The sequence below is a fragment of the Streptomyces sp. NPDC058534 genome, assembly GCF_042717365.1.
Lineage (GTDB): Bacteria > Actinomycetota > Actinomycetes > Streptomycetales > Streptomycetaceae > Streptomyces.
In genome coordinates this window covers 56,229-77,442 of record NZ_JBHXNW010000031.1, presented here as the reverse complement: position 1 = coordinate 77,442, position 21,214 = coordinate 56,229, and the positions used below count along the sequence as shown (strand labels likewise).

Genomic DNA, 21,214 nt, shown 5'->3' with positions numbered 1-21,214 from the left:
GGTTCGGCGCCCGATTGCCTGTCGAGCGGATTGTGGATGTCGGTGTGCGGGCGGCGCAGAGTAGGTCGGGGTGGGGCCCGAGCCGGATGGGGCGGGTGCGGCTCAGTCGAGGGGCTTGTCCAGTACGGCCTTGCGGTGGCTGAAGGTCTCCAGCGAGTAGCGGCCGTGGTAACGGCCCATACCGCTCTCGCCCACACCTCCGAACGGCAGCTCGGGCACGGTGAGATGGGCCACCGGCAGTCCGATTCCGACGCCACCCGAGGAGGTCTCCGCCACCAGCCGGTCGCGGGTCGCCCCGGACCGCGTGAACGCGTAGAGCGCCAGCGGCTTGTCCCGGTCGTTGACGAACGCGATGGCCTCCTCGAGGCCGTCGACCTCCACGATCGGCAGGATCGGCCCGAAGATCTCCTCGGCCATGACCGGTGAGTCCGGCGCCACGTCGGCGAGTACGGTGGGGGCGAGGTAGCGGCTCGGACGGTCGTGCTCACCGCCGACCACCACGCGGCCGGAGCCGAGAAGGCCCGTCAGCCGGTCGAAGTGCCGGTCGTTGACGATCCTGCCGTAGCCGGGGGTGTGGGCCGGATCGGTACCGTAGGTCTCCCGTACGGCCTTCTTCAGCGCGCCCTCCAGTTCGCGCGCGGTCCGCCGGTCGGTCAGGACGTAGTCCGGGGCGACGCAGGTCTGCCCGGCGTTGAGAAACTTCGTGGACACCAGCCGGGCGGCCACCGTCGCGAGGTCCGCGTCCCGGTCGACGAACGCCGGCGACTTTCCGCCGAGCTCCAGGGTGACCGGGGTCAGGTGCTCGGCAGCAGCGCGCATCACGACGCGGCCGACGGAGCCGTTGCCGGTGTAGAAGATGTGGTCGAAGTGCTGCTCCAGCAAGGCGGTGGTCTCCGGTACGGCACCCTCCACCACGGCCAGCGCATCGCTGTCGACGAAGCGCGGCAGGAGGTCGGCGATGACGCGGGAGGTGGCCGGAGCCAGCTCGCTCGGCTTGGCGACGACGCAGTTGCCCGCGGCCAGCGCGCCGACCACCGGGGCGAGCAGCAGCTGCGCCGGGTAGTTCCACGGCGCGATGACCAGTACGACGCCCAGCGGGTCCTGCACGGTCCACGCGGTGGTTCCCGCGCCGAGCCGCTCCGGAACCTCGACGGGCTCGGGCCGCAGCCAGTCGGCCAGCCGCTCCAGGGTGTGGTCGATCTCACGCACGGTGAAGTCGATCTCCGTGCGGAACGCTTCGGCCTCGCCCTTGCCCAGGTCCGCCAGCAGCGCGGCGGCGAGGTCTTGGCCGTGCTCGGTCAGCATCGCCCGCATGCCGCGCAGCTGCTCAGTGCGCCAGGAGAGCGGCTTGGTGCGCCCTGCGCGGAAGGTGGTGCGCAGCCGCGTGACTGCGTCGGCGGGGTGTTCAACGGTGGACTGCACCATGGCTCCTGTACGGGGTGGGGGGGTGTGCACATATGGAGACGCGCATGTATGTGTATAGGCCAACAATGAGCTGTGGCTGGTTCTTCCCCCCGCCGGCGGGCAATGCGCAGGTCACGACAGCGGGCCACCGTCTCGCAGCGGTCACCGATGCCTGGAGACGGGGACAGCGGGATGCACCGACGTGACCACCTGGCGCAAGGTGGATCGTCTTCCGCCCGCACGCTGATCAAAACGGGTGCCGGGGGTGTGTGAGCGGCGTAAGCGGGGACACCCGGTGTGCAGGCCAAGTCGGCGTGTTTCCCTAGGGTGGCCGACCTGGCTGAGGCTTCCCCGGTTCTAACCGTGAGCTGGGGGAGCCGCCGTATCCGGTTCAGAAGCCGCCTTTTTCGCTGACCTGGCGGGCGACCTCGCGGAGTTTGATGTTCTTCTCCTGCGAATAGCGGCGCAGTACGTCGAAGGCCTGGTCCTCGGTGAGGTGGCGGCTGCCCATGAGGATGCCCATGGCCTCGCCGATGAGGTGGCGGGTGGCGACGGCCTCTTTCATCTGCGCGTGGGAGCGTGCGCCGGAGAGGGCGACCGCGGCGTGGGAGGCCAGCAGCCAGCCGGCCGTCTCGCTGATCTCGGTGAAGGCGCCGGGCTTGTGGGAGTAGATGTTCAGCGCCCCGAGCTCCTCATCGTCGGTGTAGAGCAGGAATCCCATCATGCTGCCGATGCCCAGTGTCCGGGCCTCGGGCGCGTAGGAGGGCCAGCGGGGCTGCTCATGGGTGAAGTCGGCGATGCGGAAGACCCGTCCCGCCGACCTGGTATGAGCGGCGTCGAAGCACGGCCCCTCCCCGAGCCGCTCCTGAAGCTGGTCGCTGTCGATGACCAGTCGGCCGGTGGGCGCGAGGGAGTCCACCTTCCGGCCGCGCAGGATGAGGATTCCGGACTCGTCACAGCCCTCCACCAGCTCGGTGGCCGCCCCGGTGATCCGCGCCAGCGTGGCATCCACCGACTTCTGGGCCAGCAGGTCCCGCGCCATCGAGGCCATCTGCTCCGCGAACTCACGCCAGTCCATGCCCAGCCTCCGCCTCTGCACGCTCGTAAGGTGCTCCGCCGTCCAGCGTGGCACACACCGATCGGCGTGCCACCAGCGGAAGGCTTGGGCGAAGCCTCGCCGCCACCGCCTGGGTCACCGGTTCCGCGCCCAACCCGTCGTGCTGTCGGGAGCGACCGGTGTCAGGACACCACGCGAAGGGCGAAGGCGAGGGAGCGGGTGAAGATCTGCTCCACCTGGGCGTCGGGTACCCCGTACCAGCCGTGGTCGGCGCCCGGGACCGTCCACAGTTCGACCGGTGACGAGCCGGCCTCCTCCAGTGCCGCGGCGAGGGCCTCGCTGTGCGAGCAGGCCACCATGGAGTCCTGCTCGCCGTGAACGAGCAGGAACGGGGAGGCGCCGGCGTGGACTTGGGTGACGGGACTGGCCGCGCGGGCGCGTTGCGGGGCGGCCGCCGGTGCCGCGCCGAGCATGAGCGCCTCGGGGGAGGCGGTGTCCTCCGGCGTGAAAGGGCCTCGCGCGGTGGTCAGGTCGCTCGGTCCGTACCAGATCACCGCCCCGGCCGGTGAGGGGTCGGTGTGGGTGAGTGTGAGGAGTGAGGCCAGGTGGCCGCCGGCGGACTCTCCCCACGCCACCGTCCGCCCGGTGTCGATGCCCAGCTCCGCGGAGCGCAGGGTGAGCCAGCGCAGTGCGGCGCGCAGGTCGTCGAGCGGGGCGGGGAAGGGGGCCTCGCCGCTGAGCCGGTAGTCGGCGCAGGCAACGGCGAAGCCCTCGGCCGCGATGCGCGTGAACGGGCCCGGGGTCCAGTGGCGCGTACGCATGCCCAAGTCGTCGCGCCGCCCCCGTCGCCAGGCGCCGCCGTGCACGAACAGCACCAGCGGAAGCCGCTCCGCCCCGGCATGCTCCGGCAGCCACAGGTCGAGCTCCAGCGGACGGCTTCCCTCCACGGGGAGGTACGGCACGCCGCGCATTTCGCGTACGCCGACCTCGTTCGGGGGCGCGTGCGGGAGCGGAGCGTGGTCGGGGTGGGGCGCGGAGATCAGTTCGCGCAGCGAGGGGCCGGACTCCGACTCCGTCATGGCGTCCGCCACTGATGGTCGGGCAGGAAGCGCACGTCGAACCGCTCGGGCACGGTCTCGAACCTGCCGGGTTCCGGGACGACGGGCCGGTGCGGCAGTCCCATCTGCTCGGCCGGTACGCCGAGGTTCTCGAAGAACCGCTCGAAGGTCCCTCCGGGGCCGGCCGCGACGCCGACGACCTGGCTGTGGTGGCGCTCCATGCGGTAGGCGTGCCGGCAGTTCTTCGGTACGAAGCCGAAGTCGCCGGGGGTGAGGAGCTTCTCCTGCTGCTCGCCCTCGGTGTCCTCCACGAAGAGTCGCACCGCGCCCTGCGTGACGTAGAAGACCTCGTGGGTGTCGGTGTGCACATGGGCGGGGATGAGTTCGCCCCTGGGGCCCTCGACGGTGAAGAAGTTGAAGGTGTTCTCGGTCTGCTCGCCGCCCGCGTAGATGGTGATCAGGTCGCCGAACAGGTGGGCCCGGTCTCCCTCGCCCTTCTCGATGAAGTAGGGCTTGCCCGGTTCCGCGGGGATGCGTGACGCCCGCCGGTAGCGGGTGGCGTACTCGATGGTCATGCCGTCTCCCTGGATCGGTCTCCGCGCTGAATGTCAGGTAGCCTGACATGAGAGACTGTCGGTAATCAAGCACTGGATGCGAGCCCGGCCCACTCGTGAGGAAACGATGCAGTCCACCCGCCGCTACCTTCCGCAGTTGCTCGGTGAGGCCCGGCGGTGGTTCGAGGAGGGGCTGCTGGCCGCCCTGGAGGCGGCCGGTGCCGTGCCGGTGTCCCCGACCCAGGCGCAGCTCTTCGCCGTACTGGACGACGAGGGCGCCACGGTCTCGGAGCTCGCCCGGCGTATGGGCGTCACCCGGCAGACGGCGCATCAGGCCGTGCACGGCTTGATCGCCGCGGGGCTCCTCGATCAGGTCGCCGACCCCGACTCCCTCCGGCAGCGGCTGATCCGGCGCACCGAGGAGGGGGAACGCGCGCACCGCCAGGCCGGCCTCATCCTCGAGCGGCTGGAGGAGCGGCTCACCGAGCGGATCGGCGGGGAGGCGGTCGACGCCCTGCGGGCGGCGCTGGAAGCGCCCTGGGGCCGGCCGCCCGGCCCGGGCTCGGGCTGAACGTCAACACCACACACCCTCGAACGGGCTAATATGTACATATAGGGCTTTTCGGTCTTCTTGGTTGAGTGGCAGGTCCAGGCCGCTCGGCGCCCTCTCGGGAAGGCAAGACGATGACGGACACCACTCAGCGCAGTGACCACGGGACCTCGGCCGGGCCGTCTGCCGTCGGCAGGCGCCAGGGCTTCGGGGGGCGGGATCAGTCGGCGGTCCAGGGGCGTACGAGCATCGCGGACATCGTGGTGCTGAAGATCGCCGCGATGGCGACCCGCGAGGTCGGCGGAGTCCACGAGATGGGCAACACCTTCCGCCGTGCGGCCGGCGCCGTACGGGATGCCACTCCGGGCGCGGGGCGGGCGTCCGTGACCCGGGGGGTGAAGGCCGAGGTCGGTGAGCGGCAAGCGGCGATCGATCTGGCGATCGTGGCCGAGTACGGCGCCCGGATCGGCGACGTGGCCGACGAGGTACGCGAGAACGTGATCTCCACCTTGGAACGGCTGACGGGGCTGGAAGTCGTGGAAGTGAACATCTACGTCAGCGACGTCCACCTCCCCGACGAGGAGGAGAACGAGCCGGAGAGCCCGCGGCGCCTCGAATAGCGGTGACCGGCGTCAGCGGCCGAGCCTGGCCAGTGCCGTGCACAGGGCCGCGCGTACCTCCGGTGGTGGAGGCGGGCCGGCGTTCTCGGTGCCCGCGGTGACCGCGGCGGCGATGTCGCGCAGCTTCGTGTTGGACAGCTGGGAGGCCTCCCGCAGGATGTCCCACGCCTCGTCCGAGGTGCAGGCGTGCAGCGCCATGAGTACGCCCCTGGCCTGGTCGATGACCGGCCGGGACGCGATCGCCTGGCGCAGCTGGTCGACCTCCTCCTCCAGGACGTGCAGCCGCTCGGCGCCGGTGGTGGTGCGCAGGGGGTCGGTGGTGTCCAGACCGGCCAGCTCCAGGACCCGCAGCGGCTGGCCCTGCCAGTTCGCCGTCGTCGCCGGCACCGCCTCCCGGTGGCTGTAGCCGCCCAGCAGGTCGAGGAACCGCAGCCCGCCCGGGTCCATGAACTCCACGTCGCCCATGTCCAGGTCGAGCCGGGAGACGCCGGCCGGCAGCGCGGCCAGGGCCTCGGCCAGGATGTCCGTGCACCCGTGGACGAGCCGGCCGCGCGCGGCGAGCAGCGCCCGCCCGGCGGTCACCCTGCCGTCGATGACCAGGAAGGAAGGCTGCCCCGACAGACGCGGCGGTGCCTTTGAGGTCATGTCACCGCCTTGTCCGTCCATGCTGTTCCCCGACAGTCCCGGCGGACGCTCGCGACGTCGCTCGGTCCCCTTCTCCGTGGCGCCTGCCCGCCGTAGGGCGGACTACACCCGGCGGTGGGGAATGAGCGGCCCACGAGAGGGTAAAGGCAGTGCCGGTGCGCCCCATGCCCACGCGGTCACAGCGGCGACCACCAGGTCACCGTCGTGCCGTCCGCCGGGTGCCCGGCGTGCTCCTCGCGCTCGCCGCCCTCCTCGCGCTCGCCGTCGTCGAAGACCGTCAGCCGTACGCCGTCCCGGCCCCCGTCCGCCGCCGCGCCGGTCGCGTCCACGGTGACCTCGACGCGGGAGACGGCCGCGCGGGCGGTCGCGTCGGTCAGCGCGCGGCGCAGGGTGGTCAGGAGGTGGCCGGCGACCCGGTCGGGTACGCGGGTGTCGACGGCGCCCCTGAAGTGGGCGGACGGGGCGAAGCCGAGCCGGGCGGCGGCGGACGCGGTCTCGCGCAGGACCCGGCCGCGCAGCCCCGTCGGCGGATCGGCCGGCGGCTGCTGGAGCGCGAAGATCGCCGTACGGACCTCCTGGACCGTGGACCGCAGCTCGTCCGCCGCCCGCGCGAGGATGTCGCGCACGTCCTCGGCGCCATCGCGGCGCTGCGTCGACTCCAGCATCATGCCGGTGGCGAACAGCCGCTGCACCACCAGGTCGTGCAGGTCCCGCGCGATGCGGTCGCGGTCCTCGTAGACCGCGAGCCGCTCCCGCCCGCGCCGCGCGTCGGCCAGCACCAGGGCGAGCGCGGCCTGCGAGGCGAACTGGGTGGCGAGCCGCCGCTCCAGGTCCGTGTACTGGCGTTCGCCGCGCCGGCGGGGCAGGGCGAGGGTGCCGATCAGCCGGCCGTTCGCCTGCAGCGGCAGCATCATGCTCGGCCCGAACCGGTGCCGTACGTGCGTCGTCATCCGCGCATCGGTCGCCGAGTCGGTGAGGAAGACCGGCTCGCCGCCGAGCAGTTGCTCCAGGACGGGGCTGCCCGGCGCGATGGTGGCGCCCACGATGCCACCCGGGTCGTCGAGCGTCGAGGCGGTCACGATCCCCATGCCGCCCTCGGCGGTCGGGTGGAGGATGACGCCCGCGGACGCGTCGGCGAGCAGCCGGGCCCGCTCGGCGACCGTGGTCAGCGCGTCGTCCGCGCTCTCCTCGGTGAGCAGCGCCGTGGTGACGGCCGCCGCGCCCTCGATCCAGCGCTCGCGCTGCCGTGCCGTCTCGTACAGCCGGGCGTTGCCGATCGAGATGCCGGCCTGTGCCGCCAGCACCCGCAGCAGTTGCTCGTCCTCGGCCGTGAAGGGGCCGGCGCCCGCCCGGCCGGCCAGCCGCAGCTCGCCGAACGCCTCGTCCCGCACATGGATCGGCACCCGCAGCCGGGGCGCCGTCGCCGCCACGGGTTCCGGGCCCGGGGTGCGGATCTCGGCGAGGCCGTCCCGGCTGGGGTCGAGCATCGCCAGGGCCGCGCGGTCGGCGCCGGTCAGTTCGGCGGCGCCGTCCACGAGGTGCTGGAGGGTGCCGCGCAGGCCGAGGTCGGTGCCGACCTCCAGGACGGCTTCGAGGAGGCGGGTCAGTCGGGGCGCGGGCTGCGCGGTCATACCGTCCGGCTTCCTCGAAGTGCCCGGCCCTCTCGGCGGCGGGTCAGTCGGACGCGGCCGGCTGGAGCGCGAGCGGCTCGACCCGGCCCTCCAGCATGCAGCCGAGCCCCTGGACCGCGCACACGTCGGGCCGCTCCGCGATGTGCACCGGCATGCCCGTGGCCTGACGCAGCATCTGGTCGAAGCCGGGCAGCAGCGCGCTCCCGCCGACCATCATGATCCCGCGGTCGGCGAGGTCCGCGACCAGGTCCGGCGGGCAGTCCCGCAGCACCCGGCCGATCCCGTCGAGCACGCCCGTCAGCGGCGTCTGGATGGCGTTGCGCACCGACGCGGTGTCGACCTGCACCGAGCGCGCGAGGCCGGTCGCCACGTCCCGGCCGTGGATCTCGGTGGACGCCGGCCCCTGCGGGGTCAGCCCGTTGCCGGAGAGGGTGAGCTGCAGCGGACGTACGGACTGGCTGGGCAGCACCAGCTCGTGCTGGTGGCGCAGGAGCTGCACGATCGCGTGGTCCACGGCCTCGCCGCCGACCGGGATGCGCGCCGCGGTCACGATCGAGCCGAGGGAGAGCACCGCGACCTGGGTGGCGTGCGCCCCGCACACCATGATCATGGTCGCCTCGGGCTGCTCCACGGGCAGTCCGCAGCCGACGGCCGCGGCGATCAGCGTGTCGACCAGTTCCACGCGGCGTGCGCCGAGTCCGACCAGCGTCTCGATCGCCGCCCGCTGGGCCAGCGGATCGGCGTCGTGCGGAGTGCAGGCGGCGGCGCGCAGCCGGGGTTTGCGGCGCAGGGCGCGGCGGACCTTGTCGCCGAGCAGATGCCGCAGCATGCGCTGGGCCATCTCGATGTCGACGACCGTGCCGCCGGACACGGGCCGCACCACCCGGATGTAGCCGGGGGTGCGGCCGGTCATCTTCTCCGCCAACTCACCGACCGCGATGAGCGCGCCGGTGCGGGTGTTGACCGCGGCGGCGGACGGCTGGTCGACGACGAGCCCGGCGCCCTTCACGTACACGCGGGTCCGTGCCGCGCCCAGGTCGACGGCGAAGTGGCAGCGGCGCAGCTGCTCCAGACTGGCGGTCCTGGCGGTCATGGCGGATCCTCCCGAGAGCGCGACCGTACGGCCGCCCGGTGGCCGGCCTTGCTGGCATCGTGCGCGGGAGCGGGAACGGGCGCCCGTTGGAGGGGGCCGGGCGGGGGGCCGCCGAACGGGCGGTGTCCGGCGGGCGTTCCCCTCGGCGCTCCCGGCCGCGCCCGGTCAGCCGTTCTCGGCCGCCGTCAGCAGCGGACGCAGGTCCGGTACGAGGAGGGCGTCGTCGTCGGCCGCGCTCAGCTCCCGCCGGCCCCGTTCGCCGCCGCAGTGGCCGATGAACGGCAGACCGAGCGCACGGGCGGCGGACTGCTCGGCGACGGACGAACCGACCATCACGCACGTGCCGACGGCGGTGTCGAGCCGCTCCAGGGCCCGCAGGAGGACGTCCGGGTCGGGCATCAGGCGGGTGAGGTCGGTGCCCCTGCCGTGCACGTCCCCGGCGAGGGCGTCCAGCAGGCCGCGTCGTCGCAGGTAGGCGGTGACCGGGGCGGGGTCCCGGTCGGTGACCACGGCGGTGCGCACCCGCCGGGCGTCCAGCGCCAGCACCAGCCGGTCGGCCAGCGGAACCGGCCGGGCGGTGCGTGCCGCCCGCGCCTCGTGCCGGTCGAGGCGGAGCCGTACGTCGGGGGCGACCCGGTGCCCCGCCAGCGCCCGGACGAAGTCGAGCGTGCCCGCGTATCCGTCCGTCGAGACCCGGGGCAGCGGTACGCCGGACAGCGCGTCCTCGGGGTCGCGCTCCTCGACGAAGAGCCGCGCGATGTCCAGCAGCACCTCTCGCTCGGCGGCCGGCCGGTACAGCCGGGCCAGTACGTCGTCGAAGCCGAGGAGCACGCAGTCCGCGCCGGCGATCAGGTCCCGGGGCGTGCGAGGCGCCCGGCGGTGCGGGGTGGCGGTGCGGCCGGGCGGCCGGAAGGTCCAGACGACGCGGTAGCCGGGCACCTCGGCACCGGCGAGATCGAACTCGCCACCCTCCCGGGCCGCGGCGAGGAACTGCCCGGCCAGCTCGGCGACCACCTCACGCACGTCGGTCGCCCGGTTGCGCACCGCCTCGACCGGGTCCTCGACCTGCCACTTCGCCCTGACGGTGGCCACGCCCGTGCCGACGGGGTGTTCGGTCAGGTCGACCTCGAAGTACTGCCCGGCCGCGCGGATGGCCGGCGGCGCGGACCGCACCACGTCGGATTCCGGGAGGGCGAGCGTGCCGTCGGGCAGCCGCAGGACGAAGGCCAGGGAACCGTCGCGCGGGGCGACGGGGAGGCCGCCGCCGGGCGGCATGGGGTGCGGCCCGCTCACCGCCCGGCCGTCCGACGCCTCCACTCCCGGGTCCCCGGCGCGGTCGACCGGGCGGTACCAGCCCGTGTCGTCGTCCAGCGGCCGGAACAGGTCCGGAGCGAAGACGGGTCCGTCCTCCGCCGCCTCGTGCACCTCGTCGTAGTAGAGGGAGTCGGAGAGGACGACGACCGCCTGCGCGCCGGAGGCGTCCAGGGCCGTGCCGGCCGACTCGGCGTCGGCGCGGAAGGACTGCTCCTCGGTTCCGTCCAGCCGGAACTCCACCTGCCAGAACTCCACGCACAGCCGCGGGCCGCCGATGTGCGCCAGCTGTCCGGGCAGGCCCTCCACGGCCGCCCGCAGGAGCGGGGCGGCCTCCACCTGCGGCTGCAGCAGGACGAGCAGGCCCTCCCCGTCGTCCACGAGTTCGTACGCGGTGCCGTCGAGCCCGCTGTCCGCCAGCAGGTTGGTGACCAGGGTGCGCAGCGCCGCGTGGGCCTCCTCGCCCCGGGGGCCGTCGGCGAAGGAGAAGCGGGCGCAGTCGCGGAAGTCGGTGTCGAAGTCGTCCCGCGCCCCGAAGTCGTCCTCCGCCTCGACGACCGTGCCGTCGAGGTCCTCCTCGGCAGCTTCCTCCGGCTCCTCGGGCTCCTGCCGGTCCTCCGGCCGCTCCTCGGGCTCCGCCGGTTCCTCCAGCCGGGGCGCCCAGAGGTCGTCCTCCGTGGGGAACGGGCCCTCCGGCAGCTCGTCCGGCGCCGACACCGTCCCGTGCGCCGCGTCGTCCCGGTCCGACGGGCTGCCGTCGTACTCCGACCACGGGGCGTCGTCCACCGGCTCGGCGTGCTCCTCGCGCAGTTCCCGGCCCAGCGCCGCCAGGGCCGGACTCCGCCCGCCGGACAGCTCGTACTCCTCGTACACCTCCAGGGCCTCCGCGCCCCGGCCCTGGCGGCGCAGCGCGATCAGGTAGAGGCGGCGGAAGTCCTCCCGGTGCGGGTGGGCGCGCAGCAGGCCGGACAGTTCGGCCGAGGCCCGGTCGTAGTCGCCGAGGGACAGGTCGAGTTCGGCGCGCTTGGTGTGCAGGGCGAGGCGGAGCCGCAGGAGCCGGGTGCGGGCGGTGCGGGCGGCGTGGCCGGGCACGTCCGCGAGGGGCTCGGGGCCGCGCCAGAGCGACAGCGCCTCGGTGACCAGGGCGCGGGCCACGGTGGGCGCCCCCTCCAGCCGGGCCGCGTCGGCGCGCCGTACCAGCTCGTCGCAGCGCACCAGGTCCACGTCGTCGGCGCTGGTGTGCAGGGCGTGGCCGTGGGCGGACATCGCCAGGACACCGGGGCCCAGGACGTCCGCCAGCCGCGTCGCCAGCCGGGTCAGCTCGCCGCGCGGGTTGCGCGGTTCCTCGCCCGGGTCCCACAGGCCCCACCGCAGCTCCTCGTGCGTCACCGTCCGGCCGTGCTTGAGCAGCAGCATGGCGAGCAGCGCGCGCGTCTCCGGCTCAAGGTCCCCGGACCCGTCCGGCAGCGTGACCCGCAGCGGGCCCAGGGCGCGGTAGCGGCGCGGCTCGTACGCCTCGCCGGCCCGGGTGAGCGAGCGCTGGTCCGTGAGCAGGTCCACGCCCTGGGCCTGCGTCGCCGCCGAGGTGGACATCAACTGGTCGAAGGCGTGCGCGTATGGGAGGCGCAGGGCGGCGGGCAGCCGGTCCAGATGGCGGGAGTCGATCGGGAGGGTCAGCCGCGCGCTGCCCGAGGTCAGCTGCAACAGGATGTCGCACAGGGCCCGGAGGTCCTCGGAGCGTCCGGACGGGCCCGGGTTCCGGCCCGGTTCGAAGAGGCTGAGCCGGACCGTGCCGTCCGGCAGCAGGACCACCCGGGACGCCTCCAGGCCGCCGTGCGTGACGCCCGCCCGGTGCAGGGCGGTGAGGGCACGCGCCAACTGCGCCCCGACCGACACCACCAGTGGCGCCGGCAGCCGTCGGGCGTTCGACCGGGCGAGCGTGTGCAGAGCGATACCGTCCAGGTGCTCCATGACGACGTACGGGACGTCGTCCTCGATGCCGGCGTCGAGGACGGTCACCACGTTCGGGTGGGTGATCTCCGTCAGGCGGCGTACGTCCCGCAGGAACGCGCCGCGCGAGGCGGGGTCGGGGTCCGGGTCGTGCAGCCGGACCGCCACGGTGCGGTTCGCCTCGGTGTCCTCGGCCAGCCACATCCTCCCGGTCGGCGCGAGCCGCCGGGCCGGCCGGTAGCGGGCGCCCAGCGCGGGCGGGAAGGGCGAGCGGCCCGCGGGCCGCTCCGGTGCGGACAGCTGCCGGGCGCTCTCCTGGCTGATCGCGGCGAAGGTCTCGCCGCCGTCGGCCCGTTCGGTGCCGTCCCGGGAGGGAACCAGCGCGCGGAACTCGCCCGGTGACCGCCCCGCCCGCTCGTCGATCAGGGCGCCGGTGCGCAGCAGCAGTTCGTGGGTGCGGTTGCGGGCGGTGCGGGGCAGACCGCGCAGCAGGAGGTCGCGCACGCCGGGGCGGAAGGCGTACGAGCCGGGCGGCCCGGCGACCGTGGTGAGCATGCCGCTGAGGACGATCTCGGCCAGGTGCTGGGGCCGGGGCTCCGGCTCGACCGCGGCCTGCACCAGCCGCATCACCGGCAGGTCCGGGCGCCCGAGCGCGAGGTGACCGGCCAGCCGGAACGCCTGGGGGGACGCGCTCGCGCGAAAACGCAGCACCAGTTCCCCGGCGGACAGCCGCGTGACGTCGGCGCGGTCGTCGGCGTCCGCGGGCAGCGGGCGGTGCAGCACGGCGGCCGCACCCGGGTGCCGGGTGCCGCCCGGACTCGCGACCAGGGAGGCCCAGTTCGCCAGCCACTCGGGCCCCGGTTCCAGCACGGGGAGGTGCACGGCGGGGCCGGGGGCCGGGGGCGCGGCGTCGTCGTACGGGGTGAAGGCGAGCGACGCGCTGGGCGCGGCCCGGTGCGGGGCCGACAGCCGGCCCGGGACCGGCGGCAGCGCGGTGTCCCGCCACAGCTGCTCGGGGAGCGGCTGGAGAACGGCCAGCGGTGTGCGGTGGGCCCAGCGGCGCAGGGTGTCGAACCAGCGGGTGCCGGCCGGGCCCTCGCGCCACTGCGGTCCCATGCAGTCGCTGATCAGCAGGGTGACCGTACGGCCGTCGGCGGGCGCCTCGGCCCCCTCGCCGCGGACGGTGCCGTCGGCCTCCGCGCGGTGCAGGACGACGGTGCGGAAGACGCCCGACTGGGCGAGCGTGGCGTGCAGTTCGCGTACCAGCGGCTGCCAGACGGGCATCGTCGGGCCCGCGTCGTGCACCAGGTTCAGCCGCAGCCAGCGCTCCCGCACCGGACGCAGCACCGGCAGCCACCCGTCGGGCCCGGCACCCAGCCGCGCGATGCGGTCGGCGGTCGCGGCCTCGTCCACCTCGTGGCCCACGGGCGCGTCGGTACGGCGCTTCAGCGGGCGCAGGGAACGCTGCAGCGCCAGCGTGTGGCGCAGCATCGGCGGGGCGGGTGCGAGCAGGGCGCTGTGCGGTTCGGCCGCCGACGTCCCCGGCGCGGGGGCCGTGGAGGGCAGGCGCAGCGGGGTGCGGGAGGCGTCGGACGCGTCGGACGTGGCGGTCGGCGCCCCGGGCGGGTCGTCGCGGGGCTGCCGCACCGGCCCGCGCTCCGTCTCCGGGCGGGGTGCGGGGCCGGGCGGTGCGGGCTCCCCGGCCGCCTGGCCGGTCGCTCCGTCGTCCGTCGGCCCAGGGGTGGTCGCCGGGTCCATCTGCCCGGCCAGCCAGAGCAGTTCGGCCAGCTCCAGCGGGGTCGGGCGGACACCCGAGGAGACCCGGCCGAGGAGGTCGGCCAGGCGGGGCAGGGGCTCCGGTGAGCCGGGGCGGTCGGCCGGCATCAGAAGGCGTCGGGCTGCGGGGACCTGCCCAGGTAGGGCATCAGCTGCTCCGCCAGCTCGTCCAGGGAGTCGGCGCCGAGGCCGGAGGAACGGGCCAGGTAGATGGCGTTGAGCAACTGGTCCGTGGCCAGTTCGCCGCCGCCCACCCGGGACAGGAACCGGTGGATGAGCCGCTGCGCGTACCCGTCGGGCTCGCCCAGGTGGGCGCGGACGATCTCGGCGAGGTGGTCGTCGTCCGGCTGCCGCAGGCGCAGCGAGACGCAGCGGCGCAGGAACGCGGGCGGGAACTCGCGCTCGCCGTTGCTGGTGAGGACGACGAAGGGGAACTCCCTGCAGCGGACCCGGCCGCGCTCCACCGGGACCCGCTGGTCGGTGCCGTCGATCAGCACCTCGGCGTGCCCGTCCGGGGTGTCCCGCGACGCCCGCACCAGTTCGGGGATCTCGTACTGGCCCTCCTCCAGGACGTGCAGCAGGTCGTTGGGCAGGTCGAGGTCGCTCTTGTCGATCTCGTCGATCAGCAGGGCGCGCGGGCGGGCGTAGGGGAGCAGGGCCGTGCCGAGCGGGCCGAGGCGCAGGTGGTCCTCGATACCGGTGGCCGCCGCCGGGGCGTCGGGGCCCTGCGGGGTGTGGCGCGCCGCGTACAGCCGGGAGAGCGGGTCGTACGTGTAGAGGCCGTCGTGCAGCGTGCTGCGGCTGGTGATGTTCCACCGCAGGACCGGGCCGAGCCGCAGTTCGCGGGCGACGGCGTAGGCGAGGGACGACTTGCCGGTGCCGGGCGGGCCGGTGACCAGCAGCGGGCGCCGCAGGTACAGCGCCGCGTTGACCAGTTGCACCGTCTGCTCCGTGGCCTGGTACGTCACGGCACGGTGCGCGCGGTCCGGCGAGGCGGCCGGGTCGGCGCCGTCCTCGACGGGCGCATCGAGCACGGGCCCGCCGGCGAAGGCCCGCCAGGGCGGCGGCGGGGGCAGCTGGGTGATGCCGTCGTGGGGAGCCGGGGCGCCGGTGTAGACGGGCCACAGGGGCATGGGTTCTTCTCTCCGGGCGATCGGGGTGGCGGGTGGTCGTGGGGGTGGCGGCCCGTTCGTCGGGGGTGGCGCCCTGGTCGTCGGGGACGGCGGGTGGTCGTCGGGGTGGCGGCCCGTTCGTCGGGGTGGCGCCCTGGTGGTCGGGGTGGTGGGTGGTCGGCCGGGCGGAGACCTGTTCGTCGGGGTGGTGGCCTTGTCTTCGATACGGCGGGTGGTCGTCGGGGTGGCGGGTGGCCGTCGGGGCGGCGCCTGTTCGTCGGGGTGGTGGCCTTTTCCTCGATACGGCGGGTGGTCGTCGGGGTGGCGGGTGGCCGTCGGGGCGGCGCCTGTTCGTCGGGGTGGCGAGCGGTTCTTCGGTACGGCGGGCGGTCGTTGGGACGGTGGGCGGTCGTCGATTCGGCGGGCGGCCATCTGTACGGCGGGCGGTCGTCCGGACGGGGGCGGTTCATCGGCGACGTCGCCCCGTCAGCCGACGGGTGAGTGCAGCAGGGCGGCGGGCTCGGTGAAGCAGCGGGGGTCGTCCCACAGCAGCTGGACGTTGCGCGCCCAGTGACCGTCGGGGTCGTCGGCCGCCTCGGCCGTCTCGCGCAGCTCCATGACCAGGCGGGGGAGTTGGGACGGCGGCACGTCCGCCACCGACTCCGCCAGCTCGTCGAGGAACGCCGTGCCCGGACAGGGATCGTCGTGTCCGTCGCCCGAGCACCCCCGGCGCGGCCACAGCAGTACGGGCACGGGGACGGTGAGACCCACCTCGAAGTGCTCCCGCGCCGTCGTCGGCGGGGTGCCGAAACCGGCCAGCTCCGCGTCGTCCCGCAGCCGCTTGCGCAGGCCGGCCGGCCGCTCCGGGGTGCCGCAGTCGACGCGCCGCAGCGGCACGCCCCGACTGGCCCCGAGCTTGCCCCACTTCTTGCGCAACTGGTGGCGGAGCCGTCCGCTGCGGTGGCGGTGGCGGTCGGTGACGACCAGCGGGTAGGCGCAGCCGAGGGGCGTGGAGTCGTCCTCGCCGCACTCCCAGTGCGCCACCGGTTCGTTGAGCCACTCGCGCGGCAGCACGAAGGTGAGCAGTTCGTCGGCGCCCGGGTCGAGCTGGGTGCACGCCTCGTCGATGTGCTCCTGAACGAAGGCGCGCACCGCGCTCCGGGCCAGCCGGCGCGAGCCCACCGGGCGGCGCTGGCCGTCCCGGTAGGCGGACACCTCGACGGTGACCTGGTCGGCGCCGGCGCCGCTGTGGTCGATCTCCACGACGATCGGCGACCAGGTCGTGGGGCGCGACGGCGGTGCGTGCAGCAGCTCCTCCAGCCGGTCGGCGAAGCGGGTCACCGCGTCCGGCTCCGGCACCTCCCACTGGACGTAGGCGGCGGCTTCCCGCAGGGAGGCGAAGCCCTCGTCCGGGGGCGGCGGGTCGAAGGCGTCCGTGGCGGACACGTACAGCCGTTTCGGGTCGCAGCTCAGCCCGGTCTCCTCGGCGCGGCGCAGCAGCGCGTACAGCCGTCTGCGCGCGTCCGACCGGTGCCCCGGCGTGGGCACCAGCTCGCCCAGGTCGGGCCAGTGACGCGCCATGACCTCGACGGGCAGCATCCGGCCGACGCGTACGTCCTTGGCCCCGGCGACCGCGGTGACCATGCCGACGACGGTGCCGTCGGCCAGTGCCAGCGCCGCCCCGCTGAACCCGGCCGCCAGCGGCTGCCCGTGCGCGGTGAGCGCCTCCAACTGGATCCACTCGCCCGAGATGAGCGGTCCGGGCAGGGCGCGGTAGGAGGCGAGCATGCCCTCGTCGTACCCCTTGGGGAAGCCGTAGGCGATCAGCTCGGGGGCGGGCGCGGTCCGTTCGGCGCGGGGCGGGGCGAAGGCGGCCGGGGTGAGCGGCACCTCGCGGTCCAGTTCCAGTACGGCCAGGTCGCCGGGGTCGGCGGCGCCGCCCTGCCAGCCGCCGTGCACGGCGACCGTGGCCGACAGCCCGCCCAGGTCCCGGCGGCCCGGGAAGCTCACCGTGACCGGTGCGCGGTCGGCCCACCTGACGACATGGGCGCAGGTCAGCAACCGGCGGGCGGAGACCAGGAATCCGGCGCCGACCTCCGGGCCGCACTCGACGCGGGCGTGCCACGCGGCACCGCTCATGACCGTGCGGCGGCGTCCGGGCCCTCGGGGCGCACCGGGCCGGGCTCCGGGGCCCAGCTCAGCTTCACCACCAGATGGCCTTCCGCCGTGCCCTTGGCGATGACCGCGCCGGCCTCCGCGCTCAGCTTGACCCCGAACTCCAGCTCCACCGCGTCGGGTCTGAGCGTGCCGTCCCTGAAGACCCGCAGCGCGGACGCGGCCGCCGCCCGGACGCCCTCCAGGGACTCCTCGAAGGTGCGGGCCGCCCGGGCGGGTCCGTCGCCGCGCGAGACGAGCCGCGCGCCGTCCTCGTCCTCGACGCCCTCGACGACCACCCGCACGCCGTCCCCGGTCTTGAACTCGACCAACCCGTCCATGCCGCCGCTCGCTCCCCGTGTGCCGTACGTGTCCGTGCGCAGCACCATTGTGACGGACGGTACTCGGCCGTGTCGCGGCTCAAGGTGCCGGTCCGCCGGACCACTGGCGGAAACCCGCCAGGGCGCCAATCCGCCACGCTCCGTCAACTCCCGTGTACCAAAAGCCCCCTGAGACTGCTCACAGCACTTCACAGCACTCTACGACGACGCGAAGTGAGGCGTGGATGAGCAGAGGACCAGTCGGACGCGGGGCGACCCTCCTGTCGGCGGGGCTCGTGATCGCGTTGCTGCCGGCCGGGACGGCGGCGGCACAGGATCCGCCCCCGGAGCCGGCGCACCCCCCGGCCGCCGTCGCCCGGGGCACCGCGGCCCGCACCGTCACCCTCGTCACCGGCGACCGGGTGACCGTCACGGACCTCGGCGGCGGGCGGAAGACCGTCACGGTCGAGCGGCCCGAGGGCGCCGACGGCGCCGTGCACACCCGCAGTTCAGGTGGCCGGACCACCGTCGTACCCGACGAGGCCGTGCCGTACCTGCGCGACGGCAGCCTCGACGAACGGCTCTTCGACGTCGGGGAGTTGCTGGAGCAGGGCCTCGCCGACACGGAGACCGGCACGCTGCCGCTGATCGTGACCTACGAGAAGGGCGCGCGGTCGGCCACCCCGAAGGGCACCGAGCGGACCCGGGCGCTGCCCAGCGTGCGCGGGGCCGCGGTGGAGGCCGGCAAGGGGCGTGATTTCTGGCGGGAATTCACCCGTGGCGCGGGCATCGACGGGGTGTGGCTCGACGGACGGGTCACCGCCGCCATGGCCGATTCCAACGCGCAGATCGGCACCCCCGAGGCCTGGCAGGCCGGGCTGACCGGCAAGGGCGTCACCGTCGCCGTGCTGGACAGCGGCGTGGACGCCGGCCACCCCGACCTGGCCGGACGGGTCGCGGAGAGCCGCAGCTTCATCGCGGGGGAGGAGGTCGCCGACCGCAACGGGCACGGCACGCACGTCGCCTCCACCGTCGGCGGCAGCGGCGCGGCCTCCGACGGCAAGGAGAAGGGTGTCGCGCCCGACGCCGCGCTCGCGGTCGGCAAGGTTCTGAACGACTCCGGTTCGGGCAGCGAGTCCCAGATCATCGCCGGTATGGAGTGGGCCGCCCGGGACGTGGACGCCGACATCGTCTCCATGAGCCTCGGCTCGACCGAGCCCAGTGACGGCACCGACCCGATGGCCGAGGCCGTCAACACCCTGTCCCGCGAGACTGGCACCCTGTTCGTCATCGCGGCCGGCAACAGCGGCGCCCCGTCCTCCATCGGCTCGCCCGGCGCGGCCGACGCCGCGCTGACCGTCGGGGCCGTGGACTCCGCCGACGAGGCGGCCTGGTTCACCAGCGCCGGGCCCCGCCACGGCGACCAGGCGCTCAAGCCCGACCTGTCCGCGCCGGGCGTCGGCATCCTCGCGGCCCGGTCCCGGCTCGCCGAGGGCAGCGGCGACTACACCAGCATGGACGGTACGTCGATGGCGACGCCGCACGTCTCCGGTGTGGCCGCCCTGCTCGCCGAGCAGCACCCCGACTGGACCGGCGCGCGGCTCAAGGACGCGCTGATGTCCACGTCGAAGGGGCTCGACGCCTCCGCGTACCGACTGGGCGCGGGCCGGGTCAGCGTGCCGGACGCGATCGGCGCCGACGTCACCGCGACGGGCAGCGCCAACCTCGGCTTCCACGCCTGGCCGTACGACGGCAACGAGCCGGTCACCCGGACCGTCACCTACACCAACTCCTCGGACGACGCTGTCGAGTTGAAGCTCTCGGCCCAGGGTGCCCCCGAGGGCGTTGTCACGCTCGCGGACACCGTCCTCACCGTGCCCGCGCACGGCACCGCCTCCACCACCGTCACCGGCGACGGGTCCAAGGCACCGGTCGGGACGACGAGCGGCCGGATCGTGGCGTCCGGCGCGGACGGAGAGCCCGTCGCGCACACGGCGTTCGGGCTGGTCAAGGAGGACGAGCGGTACACGCTGACGGTGCGCGTCAAGGACCGCTCCGGTGCGGCCACTCCGGCCGATCTGGTCGTCCAGCAGCTCGCCGAGGGCATCGACCCCGTCCCCGCGCACGTCGGCGACTCCGGCACCCTGGAGCTGCGCCTCGCGCCGGGGACGTACAGCCTGACCTCGTTCCTCGACGTGCGCGGCAGCCACGGCGCCGAGTCGCTCGGACTCGGCTTCCTCGCCGCGCCGGAGGTCGTCCTCGACCGGGACCGCGAGATCACCCTGGACGGCACGAAGCTGCGGGAGATCAGCGCGGACGTGCCGAAGCGCACCCAGACCCGGCAGCTGATCATGGAGTACGACCGCAGCGCGGGCGGCGCCGACCTGTTCGGCGCGGTCCAGGTGCCGCTGAAGTACGACAGCGTCTTCGCCGCGCCGACCAAGAAGGTCACCGAAGGCGGCTTCGAGTACCGGACCGTGTGGCGGCTCGGCAAGCCGCAGCTGGAGGTCAAGGGGGTCGGTGAGGCCGTCGTCCAGCCGGGCGGCACCCTCACCGAGGGCCGGAGCCGGCTGCCGCTGGTGGACGTCGGGGACGGCCCCTTCCCGGCGGGCGTCCGGGGCAAGGCGGTCCTCGCGCGGCTCACCGAGGGCACCGAACCGGCGGCCCTCGCGCAGGCCGCCCAGGACGCGGGCGTCAAGGCGCTGTTCGTCACCGACGACGCGCCCGGCCGGCTGCTGTCCTGGTGGGGCACGGAGGACAACGCCGACCGTCCGCTCCAGATCGCCACGGTCGACGCGGACGACGCCCTGCGGCTGCGGAAGGCCGGGCGGGTCGACATGACCGGCACCCGCGACACGCCCTACGTCTACGACCTGTCCGAGGGGCACCCCGGTGCCGTGCCCGACCGGGACCTCACCTACGAGCCCGGGCGGCGCGACCTCGCCGAACTGCGGACCAAGTACCACGGCGCCGAGCCCGCGAGCGGCGGCGAGTTCCGGTACTCGATCACCGACACCTTCCCGATCGGCCTCGGCTTCAAGGAACGGATCGCCTACCCGGCCGAGCGCACCGAGTACGTGTCCACCGGGCCGGGCCAGCTGTGGCACGAGTCCGTGCAGACCGCCGGTGGCGCACTGGAGGAGCGCAGCGGACTGGTCCGGTACCGGGGCGGTGACCGCACGGAGCTGAACTGGTTCAAGCCCGTCTGGCACCCGTACCTCGGCACCGGGCTCGGCTGGGGGCAGCAGCGCGCGGGCAACCGGCTCCAGTTCAACGCCCCCGGCTGGGGCGACTCCGGTCCCGACCACACCGGCTTCGGCGACGTGTGGAGCGACGAGAGCGGGATGACGCAGACCACGTCGGTGTACCTGGACGGCGAACTGGTCGACGAGGGGCCGAGTTCCGCCGCCCATGTGTGGGACGCGCCGGCCGACGAGCGCACGTACAAGCTCGTCACCGACACCGCGCTCGACGCGGAACGCTGGCCGCTCGCCACCGAGGGACACGCGGAGTGGACCTTCCGCTCGGCCGCGACGCCGGACGACCGGGAGACCTTCCTGCCCCTGATCAACCTCTCCTTCGACGTCGACACCGACCTCGCGGGCGAGGTGCGCGGCGGCAAGAGGCTGCGGGTCGGGCTCGGCGCGGAGTACGTGGCGGGCGCCGCCGGCACCGGCAGGATCGGTGGCGGCCGTCTTGAGGTGTCGTACGACGACGGGAAGTCCTGGCAGCAGGTGCGGCTGCGCGACGGTGACGGGTCGGCGTCCTGGCACGGGACGTTGAGCGTGCCGCGCGACGCCGAGCACGTCTCCCTGCGGGCCTCGGCGCGCGACGACCGGGGCGGCTCCGTCACGCAGGAGATCGTGCGGGCCGTGGCCGTGCGGTGACACGCGGACGGGGGGGGCCCCCCCGGGGGGGGGGGGGGGGGGGGCCCCGGGGGGGGGGGGGGCGGCCCCCCCCCCCCCCCCCCGGGCGCTCA

At 74.5% G+C, this 21,214-nt stretch carries 14 protein-coding genes; 3 read left to right on the top strand and 11 right to left on the bottom strand.

From position 1 onward, the window contains the following. Nucleotides 1-102: 102 nt before the first annotated feature. The 4 genes from ACFWR9_RS20415 to ACFWR9_RS20400 all read right to left on the bottom strand — a co-directional run bounded on the left by ACFWR9_RS20415 (nt 103) and on the right by ACFWR9_RS20400 (nt 4,094). Entirely contained in the window at nt 103-1,425 is a 1,323-nt protein-coding gene (locus ACFWR9_RS20415) for an aldehyde dehydrogenase family protein (protein ID WP_383843992.1), read from the bottom strand. A 370-nt stretch (nt 1,426-1,795) separates the two neighbouring features. Beyond that, the gene (locus ACFWR9_RS20410; protein WP_383843989.1) at nt 1,796-2,482 is read right to left on the bottom strand and encodes a GAF and ANTAR domain-containing protein; all 687 of its coding nucleotides are present in this window, start codon (nt 2,480-2,482) and stop codon (nt 1,796-1,798) included. Nucleotides 2,483-2,643: 161 nt separating this feature from the next. Then, nucleotides 2,644-3,540, bottom strand: a complete 897-nt coding sequence (locus ACFWR9_RS20405; RefSeq protein WP_383843986.1) for an alpha/beta hydrolase fold domain-containing protein — start codon at nt 3,538-3,540, stop codon at nt 2,644-2,646. Continuing rightward, complete coding sequence (locus ACFWR9_RS20400; protein ID WP_383843984.1) at nt 3,537-4,094, bottom strand: quercetin 2,3-dioxygenase; 558 nt, start codon at nt 4,092-4,094, stop codon at nt 3,537-3,539. Before ACFWR9_RS20400 ends, ACFWR9_RS20405 begins: the two co-directional genes overlap by 4 nt. Nucleotides 4,095-4,200: 106 nt before the next feature. On the opposite strand from ACFWR9_RS20400, the gene ACFWR9_RS20395 reads away from it, so the two are divergent. Continuing rightward, nucleotides 4,201-4,644 carry a MarR family winged helix-turn-helix transcriptional regulator gene (locus ACFWR9_RS20395; RefSeq protein ID WP_383843981.1) on the top strand — a complete coding sequence of 148 codons (444 nt, stop codon included), beginning with the start codon at nt 4,201-4,203 and terminating at the stop codon, nt 4,642-4,644. A gap of 113 nt (nt 4,645-4,757) precedes the next feature. Next, nucleotides 4,758-5,243: an Asp23/Gls24 family envelope stress response protein gene (locus ACFWR9_RS20390; RefSeq protein WP_383843978.1), complete on the top strand. Its 486-nt coding sequence runs from the start codon at nt 4,758-4,760 to the stop codon at nt 5,241-5,243. A 12-nt stretch (nt 5,244-5,255) separates the two neighbouring features. Here the strand turns inward: ACFWR9_RS20390 and ACFWR9_RS20385 are convergent, their stop codons facing one another. From ACFWR9_RS20385 to ACFWR9_RS20355, 7 genes are all read right to left on the bottom strand, one after another. After that, complete coding sequence (locus ACFWR9_RS20385; protein WP_383843975.1) at nt 5,256-5,888, bottom strand: ANTAR domain-containing protein; 633 nt, start codon at nt 5,886-5,888, stop codon at nt 5,256-5,258. Between the two features lie 176 nt (nt 5,889-6,064). Next, nucleotides 6,065-7,519: a GAF domain-containing sensor histidine kinase gene (locus ACFWR9_RS20380; RefSeq protein ID WP_383843972.1), complete on the bottom strand. Its 1,455-nt coding sequence runs from the start codon at nt 7,517-7,519 to the stop codon at nt 6,065-6,067. Between the two features lie 43 nt (nt 7,520-7,562). Continuing rightward, a complete protein-coding gene (locus tag ACFWR9_RS20375; RefSeq protein WP_383843969.1) occupies nt 7,563-8,612 on the bottom strand; it encodes a rod shape-determining protein in 1,050 nt (349 codons plus the stop codon). Nucleotides 8,613-8,777: 165 nt separating this feature from the next. Further along, on the bottom strand, nt 8,778-13,757 hold the full coding sequence (locus ACFWR9_RS20370) for an SAV_2336 N-terminal domain-related protein (protein ID WP_383843966.1): 4,980 nt from the start codon (nt 13,755-13,757) through the stop codon (nt 8,778-8,780). Further along, nucleotides 13,757-14,782 carry an AAA family ATPase gene (locus ACFWR9_RS20365; protein ID WP_383843963.1) on the bottom strand — a complete coding sequence of 342 codons (1,026 nt, stop codon included), beginning with the start codon at nt 14,780-14,782 and terminating at the stop codon, nt 13,757-13,759. The genes ACFWR9_RS20370 and ACFWR9_RS20365 overlap by 1 nt, the downstream gene beginning before the upstream one ends. A 465-nt stretch (nt 14,783-15,247) precedes the next feature. Continuing rightward, complete coding sequence (locus tag ACFWR9_RS20360; protein WP_383843960.1) at nt 15,248-16,900, bottom strand: trypsin-like peptidase domain-containing protein; 1,653 nt, start codon at nt 16,898-16,900, stop codon at nt 15,248-15,250. Continuing rightward, nucleotides 16,897-17,256, bottom strand: a complete 360-nt coding sequence (locus ACFWR9_RS20355; RefSeq protein ID WP_383844028.1) for a CU044_2847 family protein — start codon at nt 17,254-17,256, stop codon at nt 16,897-16,899. The genes ACFWR9_RS20360 and ACFWR9_RS20355 overlap by 4 nt, the downstream gene beginning before the upstream one ends. Nucleotides 17,257-17,480: 224 nt before the next feature. Here ACFWR9_RS20355 and ACFWR9_RS20350 point away from each other — a divergent pair, with 224 nt between their 5' ends. Further along, nucleotides 17,481-21,122 carry a S8 family serine peptidase gene (locus ACFWR9_RS20350; RefSeq protein WP_383843957.1) on the top strand — a complete coding sequence of 1,214 codons (3,642 nt, stop codon included), beginning with the start codon at nt 17,481-17,483 and terminating at the stop codon, nt 21,120-21,122. Nucleotides 21,123-21,214: the final 92 nt, after the last annotated feature.